Origin of the sequence: Nevskia soli (assembly GCF_903970205.1) — a bacterium.
In the GTDB taxonomy this organism is placed as follows: domain Bacteria; phylum Acidobacteriota; class Terriglobia; order Bryobacterales; family Bryobacteraceae; genus Bog-113.
In genome coordinates, this window is record NZ_CAJCHS010000439.1 from 1 (window position 1) to 9,846 (window position 9,846).

9 protein-coding genes are annotated in these 9,846 nt (G+C 58.4%); 3 read left to right on the top strand and 6 right to left on the bottom strand.

The genetic code is table 11. The features are described from left to right. The coding region (locus H1Y01_RS18780) for a reverse transcriptase family protein (RefSeq protein ID WP_219341690.1) at positions 1 to 1,037 on the top strand (1,037 nt) is incomplete at its 5' end. Positions 1,038 to 1,040: 3 nt separating this feature from the next. On the opposite strand, the gene H1Y01_RS18785 is transcribed toward H1Y01_RS18780, so the two are convergent. Next, positions 1,041 to 1,343 (bottom strand): helix-turn-helix domain-containing protein, encoded by a 303-nt coding sequence (locus H1Y01_RS18785; protein ID WP_180542292.1) that lies wholly within the window; start codon positions 1,341 to 1,343, stop codon positions 1,041 to 1,043. Positions 1,344 to 1,436: 93 nt separating this feature from the next. Between H1Y01_RS18785 and H1Y01_RS18790 the strand changes: the two genes are divergently transcribed. Continuing rightward, entirely contained in the window at positions 1,437 to 1,802 is a 366-nt protein-coding gene (locus tag H1Y01_RS18790) for a VOC family protein (RefSeq protein WP_180542294.1), read from the top strand. Here the strand turns inward: H1Y01_RS18790 and H1Y01_RS18795 are convergent. The 4 genes from H1Y01_RS18795 to H1Y01_RS18810 all read right to left on the bottom strand — a co-directional run bounded on the left by H1Y01_RS18795 (position 1,778) and on the right by H1Y01_RS18810 (position 7,672). Then, positions 1,778 to 2,602 carry a GNAT family N-acetyltransferase gene (locus H1Y01_RS18795; protein ID WP_180542296.1) on the bottom strand — a complete coding sequence of 275 codons (825 nt, stop codon included), beginning with the start codon at positions 2,600 to 2,602 and terminating at the stop codon, positions 1,778 to 1,780. The two genes, H1Y01_RS18790 and H1Y01_RS18795, sit on opposite strands and share 25 nt — an antisense overlap. 32 nt (positions 2,603 to 2,634) lie before the next feature. Then, positions 2,635 to 4,539 carry a YncE family protein gene (locus H1Y01_RS18800; RefSeq protein WP_180542298.1) on the bottom strand — a complete coding sequence of 635 codons (1,905 nt, stop codon included), beginning with the start codon at positions 4,537 to 4,539 and terminating at the stop codon, positions 2,635 to 2,637. 18 nt (positions 4,540 to 4,557) lie between these two features. Continuing rightward, on the bottom strand, positions 4,558 to 6,555 hold the full coding sequence (locus tag H1Y01_RS18805) for a hypothetical protein (protein WP_219341691.1): 1,998 nt from the start codon (positions 6,553 to 6,555) through the stop codon (positions 4,558 to 4,560). Positions 6,556 to 6,631: 76 nt separating this feature from the next. Beyond that, on the bottom strand, positions 6,632 to 7,672 hold the full coding sequence (locus H1Y01_RS18810) for an SIS domain-containing protein (protein ID WP_180542302.1): 1,041 nt from the start codon (positions 7,670 to 7,672) through the stop codon (positions 6,632 to 6,634). A 50-nt stretch (positions 7,673 to 7,722) separates the two neighbouring features. On the opposite strand from H1Y01_RS18810, the gene H1Y01_RS18815 reads away from it, so the two are divergent. Then, entirely contained in the window at positions 7,723 to 8,793 is a 1,071-nt protein-coding gene (locus H1Y01_RS18815; protein WP_180542304.1) for an NADH:flavin oxidoreductase/NADH oxidase, read from the top strand. Here H1Y01_RS18815 and H1Y01_RS18820 read toward each other — a convergent pair. Then, positions 8,790 to 9,846, bottom strand: a 1,057-nt coding sequence (locus H1Y01_RS18820) for a glycosyltransferase family 4 protein (RefSeq protein ID WP_219341692.1), incomplete at its 5' end; no start/stop codon positions are given. The genes H1Y01_RS18815 and H1Y01_RS18820 overlap by 4 nt on opposite strands.

Consider the following 9,846-nt stretch of genomic DNA (forward strand, 5'->3'; position numbering starts at 1 on the left):
TCCTCGTCGCCGAATGGCTGCCGGAGGCGCCGCGAATGCGACCGGTTGCGGCCGCTGAAGAGTGGAAGCTTCCCGCTATCGAAACGGTGGGCGACTTAGCCGATTGGTTGTCTCTGTATCCCGCCGAGCTTGAGTGGTTCGCGGATCTGAAACACTTGAATAACCGGCGTCCCAAGCTTCAGCATTATCACTATCGGGTATTAGTCAAACGGTCCGGCGGCGTCCGGCTGATTGAAACACCGAAGGCGACGTTGAAGGCGTTACAGCGGCGGGTACTCTCGGGAATTCTGGATCACGTTCCGGTTCATCCGGATGTCCACGGGTTTGTAAGAGGGCGGTCGATCGTGACCTATGCCCAGCCGCACGTGCGCCAGGACGTTCTGTTGCGGCTCGATTTGGAGAACTTCTTTCCGGCGTTTCCCGCCGCGCGTATTCAAGCGTTGTTCCGGACACTTGGTTACCCCGAGACGGTCTCCGACCGGCTGGGCGGTTTGTGCAGCAATTCCGCGCCGGCGGATGCGTGTGGGGCGCTTTATGCGCGGCCGCATTTACCGCAGGGCGCGCCGACGTCTCCGTCACTGGCTAATCTCATGGCGTATAGGTTAGATTGCCGACTATCCGCCTTGGCCAGGACCGCGGGCGGCAGATATACACGGTATGCCGACGATCTTGCCTTCTCCGGCGGCGTACCGTTCCGCCGCGGAGTGGATCGTTTTGCCTCGCACGCCGCCGCGATCGCGCTGGAAGAGGGTTTCGGCGTCAATCACCACAAGACGCGAATCATGCGCCCGAGCACGCGACAGCAATTGGCGGGGATCGTGGTGAACCATCATGTCATCATCTCGAGGCGCGAGCTTGAGCTATTAGAAGCTATACTGACTAACTCCGTGAGGCGCGGCCCGGCGTCGCAGAACCGGGACGGAACGCCCGATTTTCGCGGGTGTCTGCAGGGCCAGGTTAGTTTCGTGGAGATGGTCAATCGGGCGAAAGGGCAGCCGCTTAGAACGCTCTTCGAAGCAATCGATTGGGAGCGGTGATATTCATGCCTTTTTCGTTGGCCTGATCCACGGCGTAAGTACCGTATAGACAGGCACTGCGGTAGGCTTCGAGCGTTGCCGCAAGATCAGCCGCCGGTCGGCCAGATGCGCGACGGCAGTTTGCACCGAGCGCTTCGAAATGCCGGCTAGCTCGGCAAGCACGGAGTGGCTTATAGCGACGGACTCGCGCCCCGCGCCGTGACTGAGCCGATACAGCTGCAGGTAGACGAGGAAAACCGCGGCCGAGCGGCTGTGCGCCACCAGATCGCGCATCAGGGTGTCAATTATGTACGGGTCGAGTCGCATTTATCTATAGCAATAATAGCTATAGCGTCCGATTCTGCCATTTGCCCGCGAGGCATTGATTTCGCCCCGCCTCGACTGGCATTCTAAAGCTGCATGATCAAACGAATCAAATTTCTCGGCATCCCGGTCGAAGATCAGAACCGGGCACTCCAGTTCTATACGGAAAAACTAGGCTTTCGAATTTTCACGGATCAACAGTTCTCGGAGAAGCAGCGTTGGATTGAACTGTCCATCCCCGGGGCCGAAACGGGCATCGTCCTTTTCACGCCGGATGGTCAGGAGGATCGCGTCGGAACCTTCGTGAACACCTCCTGGGAAGTGGACGACGTGGACAAGACCTTTGCGGAGTTACAGGGTAAGGGAGTCGAGTTCAAGGGGCCGCCACAGAAGCAGCCGTGGGGAACGTTCGTGATCATGAAGGACTCGGAAGGCAATCAGATCGTACTCGGAACGCGGTGAGGCTTGCGCCATTTGAGGCGCGTGTACGCGATCTGGAAACCTTTGCGCTCGGTATTGCGCTGCGATTCACTGCCGGCTTCGGCCACCATCATGGCTAAGTCGCAGCCCTGCTCAGCGGCGTACCGCATGCGTTCCTGAAGCAGAGCGCCCTGCAGCCCGCGGCGGCGCATTTCGGGGATCGTAGCGGCGCCGCCAAACAACGCAACGCCTTCATGAATCCATAGCGCGCCGGCTGCACCGGGTTGTCCGTCGATTTCCGCGATAAAGCAACGATTGTCCTCGCAGGCTGTAGAGATCCCGCCGTACTCGCGAATGAACTCCATAAGGTCCGGGTCTCCGGAACTCCAACCTCGGGCACTAATATCAGCCCACAGAGACGCTTCGTCATTACTTATCACGCGCACGCTTAGGCTGCCGGTCAACCCAACCGGCGGCACTTCTACAGGGCGGTACATCACGCTGCTGATCTCGATCGGCCGGTACGCGCGCGCGCAGAGCAGATCGAGTGCGGCGACTCCGGCAAATGGACTTACTTCGTGGATGACATCCGCTCCGCGGTCGAAGAAGAAGGTTTCGATGGTATCGAGCGCGGAGGAAGTTAGTTCCTCAAATAACCCGAGTCCGAACGTCTGCGTAATCGGCGAGTTTACGCCGTTGAAGACCGCGTAAGTTCCGGCGCACTCGATCCACTCCGCTCCGGAGTCCGGAAATAAGCGCCGGCGAGCGTCCGCGCACTCTGCGCAGGCAAAGCCTTCCGCGCGTTCTAAACGGCGGGATAGAGCTAGGTTTGAGAATTGCATTCCAAGTTATCGTACATGCGGCGAATGCCCTGCTAGGGCGACGTAACGACAACGCCTCCGGGCGAAGGCAACGGCAACATACCAACCAATTGGCCGTCCCTAGCATCGTATACAAATGCGTTGCTACCGAATTGCACGGTGACCACGACATACTTCGAATCGGGAGTAATCCCGATCCCCATGCCTTCCTCCCCATTGTCCGCAGTCCAAACAATTCTTCCAAGCGCGAAATCGACGCACTGAACAAGCGGCGTAGACCCCAGGACGCACGCGAAGGTTCCCTTGGCATTGATGCGCAGGGCATTCAACCCGGTGTATGGATCCAGAGGGACCGAAAGCGTGAGGGCGCGTGTGGAATAGTTCATGGCGTTTAGCGAGTAATTGTCCGGGGCGCCCGTGACGTAGTAGACAAGAGTAGGCTCGGTCGCTGAAGTGGCGACAGACGCGAAATTACCAGGCAGCATGGATGTCACGGTGGATGTCGCCAAATCAATCTGAAAGAAGCCGGTTTGGGTTGCGACGAAGAGAGTCGACTGATCCGCCGAGACGGCCAACTGTGCATCTTCCGCATTCACGGGTAGCTGGAGCTTCGGCGCGCCGCGAAGAGCCGCGGTATCGGCCGCCCAGATTTCCGAGGTGGTTGCGTTGAAGTATCCACTTAGCACGTAGACTTCACTCCCGCTAGCGTTAGCCGCAACCGCGTTCGCGTAGGATACGGGGATTGTCCCTACATAGCGCTGCGCGGCGAGATCGACGACTAATACTCCGTTCTCACCCAATTGGAACGCGTAGGTGGAATTAATCGACTCAGCCGTACTCAGGCTATACCCCGCGCCTCCGAGGACCGAACCGACACTCGCTCCACTAGAGGGATCAAATCCTTCCAGTACCCCCGTGTCACTGTTCGCGATGAGTAGGTCAGAGTTCTCCGGCGAGAGCGATTCAAAGTAAGTGATTCCAGGATTCGTCGAGATTTCCTTAACTGCCCCGGTTGCCACAGAGACGGAGGCAAGAATCCCTTGTATCAGCAGCACGTAGACATTCGCGCCATCGGCCGCAACGGCCACGTCCCGCACGTCTCCGGGGATTGTATAAGTCGTTGAAACCCTATGCGTGGACACGGGAATAACCGCCAGGATTCCGCTCGATCCTGTGCTGGCCCCGGCGTAGATCGTGTCGCCCGACGGATCGATTGCAAGTGGCGCCGACTTGCCCGAGGAAAGTATCGGTACGGTCCAGGCTGTGTCGAAAGTGCTCGCGTTGACGGCTGCGACTGCTGCGCCACCACTTTGCTTCTCCGGCACGTAAATATAGTTTCCATCGGGCGAAACCGCCCCGCCTATTCCGACGCCAAGCGTTGCGGTCAGCGAGTGGGAAATGCTCAATGTCGACGACTCAAACGCAGTAAGCCCGGTGCTTAGGAACAGATAAACAACGGTTCCATCCGGGGAAACCACCAAGCGCCCCAGAGGATCGGACGCATTACCGTTGTCCCCGAACACACTCGGGGACGTCGCAAGTATCTGCAAGTTTTGGGCATTCAAGGCGTAAACCAACGCACCGTTTACGTCCATCACTCCGACGTATAGAACCGAACCGTCGGGGCTTACAACCAGAGAGAAAGGTACGCCGTCGGTGAAGTAGGCCGTTGCCGTAACATCTCCTGACGAGGCATTCATTACCGCAACCTCTCCGTCCAAGTATTCGCCACCATCCGGCCCCTCGCTCGCAACGAAGATAGTCTGGCCATCCGGTGAGTAGATTGCGTCGGCCGGATTTGACACGCCAGCGCTAATCAACGGGAGGAGCGTGTGAGAGGCCGTATCGTAACGGAAGAGAAGGCCGGGATTATTACAGCAGCTTCCGACCCAGGCCGTGGAGGCGGCGGCACCCGACGCAGCCCCGAGCAGTAAAGTAAGTAGATAGAGTTTGGGCATCGAGGCCTCGGATGATAGCTACCTGCTGAGTATGATCGGAACGCCCGGGGTGGTTATGCCGGTTTGCGACGGAATTACTGTCACGACTTGGAGAGTAGAAGTGGAGACAATGTCGACTTCGGCGTCGGCGTTGCAATAAAGATACTGACCGTCTGGAGTGATCGACATTCCGTTGTAGGCGAGGGGCGCCGAGTTCACCAGGCTAAGACTTTGCACGTCGATTACGTCGATCGAATGTCCGCTATTCAGGTACAACAGGGTTCCATCCGGTGACGCGACAAGAAAGCCGGTGTCGGCCAGTGGCACGGCATTGACCTGCGAACCGGTCGCCAGATTGACCTGAATCAACTCATTCGTATTTCCCACAAGGGCGGACAAATACCCGAAGCCACCACCGGATGGAATTGCGAAACCGGCTTTGGAATCGAAGTTTAGTGGAAAATTGGCTACTAACTCGAAACTGTCTGTGTCAACAACGGCGATGCCTGAGCTATAGGAGTTGGCCGGGGTTTTGCCGGCAGGGGATTTGGCGTCGCAGGAGATAATACATTGGTTGTCAAAGTCATAGTAGGGAGCGTAGAGAAAGCGACCGAGGGTGGCGATCTGAAGGAATTCGCCGTCATCATCTGCGGAGGGCATCGGAAGCGCGATCGTGCCGGTGACCGTTTGGGAAACGGGGTCGAACTGAACAATTTGACCCTGCGCGGTCGTATCGCCGTCTATAAGTGGGAACGCCGCGACATATCCGGCGCCATGGCTATATAAGTTTGGACCTAATGCCGTAAAAGGGATGAAGCCCTTCAATTGGAGCGTGGAACCGCTGAGGATCTCGATAGCGTAAAAATTGTCTGGTAGAAAAACAAGGTTGTCTACCGGATCGTAAGAACCCGCGGGCTCTTCAAACCCGGTCGTGTCTCCCGTGAGGGCGGTACGCACTATGGTCCCGGAGGGCTCAGGCCCCGGAACAGAAAGGGGAGAAGAATCAGTTGTAAGATAGAGCTGCGACCCAGTAAGACTCGCCGTCACACTATCCGAACCAAGTAACTCGAATTGCGACGTGAATGAATAGGATGCCGGACTGAACAGAAGAGCCGCATATCCTGTACCCGTATACGTAAGTACGTACACGATTCCATTTGGGCTCGCAACAATCCCGTCGATCTGGTCGTTTTCGGGCATCGGCGTAGTTTGCATGGCAAGCGTGCTCACATTTACGGTTAGAACCGATGTGCCGAGGTTAATAAACAGTTCTGTGCCGTCTGTTGAGATTGCGCCAGCCGGATAGCCGTCATCTAAATAGCCTTTGACGGACACAGTTCGAGTGATCTTGAAAGTCTGCGCATCGATGAAGAACAGACTATTCATCGGATAACCGTTCTCCCCGGACCCTGCGTAGACAGTCGAGCTATCGGGAGAAACGCCAATCAGGAGGTCCGGCCCTGGGATTGACGCAATCTGAGTCATCGTTGCAGTGGAATAAACGTTGATCGCGCCGTCATCCTCAAGATAGATGCGTTTCCCGTCGGGCGAGACCATCAGTGGGCCCTCGGCGGAGTTTACGTTGACATCCTTGATCACCGCTTGAGTGGTAGGATTTATCTCTGCAATCCGGAGCGGCTGACCTCCCGAAGAGACGTAGCCCGCGTACACGGCTCCTGTCTGGGGGTTCACCGCGATAGTCCACGCCTGCCCGGGTAGCGCCAAAGAGCCGTTCACTTTGCCGGTTGCCGGATCCAGGAAGGTCACTAGCGCATTCTCCTCAGTGGCGGACGTCATGACATCGTTCAACACCGCTAGCGTGCCGTTCTTCAACTCGACGAGTGCATAAGCAAGCGCGCGGTATGGGCTCTGAGCGCCCGTGTTGAGCGTTCGCTCGATTTGCCCCGTTTGAGGATTTAAGGCGAGAATCGCGGCTGAAGATATACAGCAGTTAGGCAGCAGCACTTCAAACTTTTGTGCTGCGCCGGGAGATGCAAGCAGCAAAGCAGCAAGAAACACTGCTGCCTCAGACTTCATCATTGGAACTCCGGTCCGCGCGCGTTCTCAGCGAGCTTATTGAGTGTACACCAGACGTTCCTGAGCTAAGCTACAACTAAATCGTCTTAGTAACCTTCTGAATGGTACGCGGCTTATCCGGATCGCGTCCTTTTTGCGTTGCGAGGACGGCCGAAAATAACTGTGCGGGAACTATATACGGGATCGGCGTGAAGAGTTCGGGTATCTTCTCCGGCAGACACATCAGCCGCGTAGTTAACGCGCAAGCATCCGGATTTTTGCGGTCCGTGATCGTTACAATCTCCGCGTTTAATCCGCGCAGCTGAATCATCATCTCGCTCAAACCCGGCCAAGTGACACCGGAAGGCGCGAACAGAAAAAGCGGAAAGCCGTGCTCCACCATCGCGATCGGGCCATGCTGGAAATCGGCGGACGAAAAGCGCTCGGCGATCACATAGCAGGTTTCCATGAGCTTCAAGGCGAACTCGAACGCGTTGGAGTAATTCAGCCCGCGACCCATCACCACCGCGTGGTCCATAAAACGGTAGCGTTCCGCAAGCGCCGCGATTTCCGGCTCCAGCCCGAGCGCCAGGCGAACATACTCGGGGATGCGTTCCAGGTCCGCCAGGCGCAGCTTCGCGCCGAGGGCGTACGCGATCAGATACATCATCAGCAACTGGCCGGTGTAAGTCTTGGTCGCGGCCACGCTCCGCTCTTTACCGGCGCGGACGAAGAAGACGTGCTCGGCGATCCCGGCAAGCGTGCTCCTTATCTCATTCGTGATTCCGACCGTGGTCGCATTCTGTTTGCGGGCCTGTTCCAGGATCAGATTTGTGTCCGTCGATTCGCCGGATTGCGAGATGGCAATCACCATCGTTTCGCGATAGTCGAGCTTGGCGCCGTACAGCGTCCAAATGGAAGGCGCGGCCAGCGAAACCGGAATCCCCGTTGTGATCTCAATGAGATAGCGGCCGAATTGCGCGGCGTTATCCGACGTACCGCGCGCCACCAGCACAATCAGGCGCGGTTTACGGCGAAGCACTTGCTCGCGGAACTTCTCGATGCGCCGCCACTCCGTGCGCAGCGTCCGTTCGAGTGTTTCGGGCTGCTGGCGGATCTCATCGAGCATTCGAGACATCTTGATAAAGATATCGCGATAACGACAACGCGTGACAATTCAAAACGAACATGCCGAACAATCTTTTTGACCACCTGAAAATTCGCGGGCTGGAACTGCGCAACCGAATCGTGGTTTCTCCCATGTGCCAATACTCCTGTGAAGACGGATTCGCCACGGACTGGCACCTGGTGCATCTGGGGAGCCGGGCCGTCGGCCGAGCCGGGCTGGTGATCGCCGAAGCCTCGGCCGTGGAAGCGCGCGGGCGCATTACACCGGCCGACCTCGGCATCTACAAAGACGAGCATGTCCCGATGCTGGCGCGCATCGCGAAGTTCGTGAAAGAGCAGGGCGCGGGCGCGGGTATCCAGCTGGCTCACGCCGGACGTAAAGCCAGTTGCAATGTGCCGTGGGTGAAGCGCGGCGCGCAATTGCCGCTGGAGGAAGGCGGATGGCAGCCGGTCGCGCCGAGCGACACTCCGTTTCATCCGGGCGACCGGGAATCGGCTGCGCTGACCATCGATGAGATTCACGGCTTGACGGAAGCTTTCGCAGCAGCCGCGAAACGTGCGCTGGCAGCGGGATTTCAAGTGGTCGAGATTCACGGCGCGCACGGGTATCTGATCCACGAGTTTCTTTCCCCGCTGGCCAATCAGCGGACCGACGAATACGGCGGCTCGTTCCACAACCGCATTCGTTTTGCGCTCGATGTGTCGAAAGCCGTTCGAGCGGTTTGGCCGGATGATCTTCCCGTGTTCCTGCGAATCTCGGCGAGCGATTGGGCGGAGGGCGGTTGGGATATCGACCAATCCGTCGAGCTCGCCCGCTGCGTGAAACCGATCGGGATCGATCTGATCGATTGCTCTTCCGGCGGTATGGTTCCAAACGCGAAGATCGAGGTGGGTCCGGGATATCAGGTGCCGTTCTCGAAGCGGATTCGGTATGAGACCGGGATGCTGACCGGCGCGGTGGGGATGATTACGGAACCCGATCAGGCAGACGCGATCATTCGGGAGGGCGATGCGGATGTGGTGCTGCTCGCGCGCGAATTTCTACGGCATCCGTACTGGCCGCTCGAAGCCGCGGCTGCGCTGGGCGTCAAGCTTGGCCCGCCGGTGCAGTATGAGCGGGCGTTTAATTAGTCGACGTAGAGCCACTTCGGATAACGGCGTTTTTGGACGGAATCGCGCCGGGCTATCGCTCGGATTGTGGCGTCCTGGAGCTCGATCGAGATCACGACGAAGCCGGCGTCTTCGAGCATGGCGCGGATCTCGTCCGGCGCAAATGTGGATCGTGACGACTGAACGCGCAACATCCCGCCGGGTTCTAACGCCCGGTGCGCTTCGATCAAGGGGCGCATCGGATCGTCCGTCGCTCTGTCTACCGTGATGCAGGTAAGAGTGGGCGCAGCGGATGTCGTGGGCGACCCGCCTCGAGCGGCGGCTTCGTACATCTCCGCCACGCGCTCCCACGTGCAGCAGCCACGCACCCACGCTTGCGCCGCGGCACCAATCGCTTCCGTTCGCGATCGGTCTTCGATCAGCCAATGCAGCGTTTCTTCGAGCACCGCGCTTTCATAAGCATCGGGCGGAATGCGCAGACACACGTCGTCCGGTGGTTCGCGATACGCGCCGCTGTCCGACACCACCACCGTTCTCCCGAGCCCGAACGCGCGCATCATGGTTCCCGATGTTTCACCGAAGGTCGGCCGCCGCAGGTTTAATACGACGTCGCACGCTGCCAGGTAGCCGTCGTAGTCATCGAGAGTCTGGAATCCAAGCAGGTGAACGCGCCCGGTGAGTCCCATCTCGTCGATCCATTCCCGCATGCGCAGTTCCGGATGGAGTTTGCCCGCGATCAACAGATGCGCGGTCGGATGGCGCACCAGCAGATCGCGGAAAACGCGGAAGGTTTCGAGACCGCGCTTGTCGGGGCGTTGATATCCGAAGAGGCCGACGACCGGATCGTTGAGGCGAATTCCCAACTTACCGCGATATGGAGCCGCGTCGATGCTGCGCACCGTCGTGCCATGCGGGATCACGTAGACGGGTCCGCCGAAGTGCTTCAACCGCACTTCGCGCCCGGCATAGTGGCTGTGGACGATCACGGCTTTCGCGCCATCGAGCAGGCAGCGCAGCATAGGGAATAGGCGAGGCTGAGGCGTTTCCATGGGAGCTGCTCGCTCGATGTCCGCG

Coding starts and splice junctions, on each gene's coding strand:
- H1Y01_RS18785 (WP_180542292.1), bottom strand. CDS start 1,343: ATGCGACTCGACCCGTACATAATTGACACCCTGATGCGCGATCTGGTG.
- H1Y01_RS18790 (WP_180542294.1), top strand. CDS start 1,437: ATGATCAAACGAATCAAATTTCTCGGCATCCCGGTCGAAGATCAGAAC.
- H1Y01_RS18795 (WP_180542296.1), bottom strand. CDS start 2,602: ATGCAATTCTCAAACCTAGCTCTATCCCGCCGTTTAGAACGCGCGGAA.
- H1Y01_RS18800 (WP_180542298.1), bottom strand. CDS start 4,539: ATGCCCAAACTCTATCTACTTACTTTACTGCTCGGGGCTGCGTCGGGT.
- H1Y01_RS18805 (WP_219341691.1), bottom strand. CDS start 6,555: ATGAAGTCTGAGGCAGCAGTGTTTCTTGCTGCTTTGCTGCTTGCATCT.
- H1Y01_RS18810 (WP_180542302.1), bottom strand. CDS start 7,672: ATGTCTCGAATGCTCGATGAGATCCGCCAGCAGCCCGAAACACTCGAA.
- H1Y01_RS18815 (WP_180542304.1), top strand. CDS start 7,723: ATGCCGAACAATCTTTTTGACCACCTGAAAATTCGCGGGCTGGAACTG.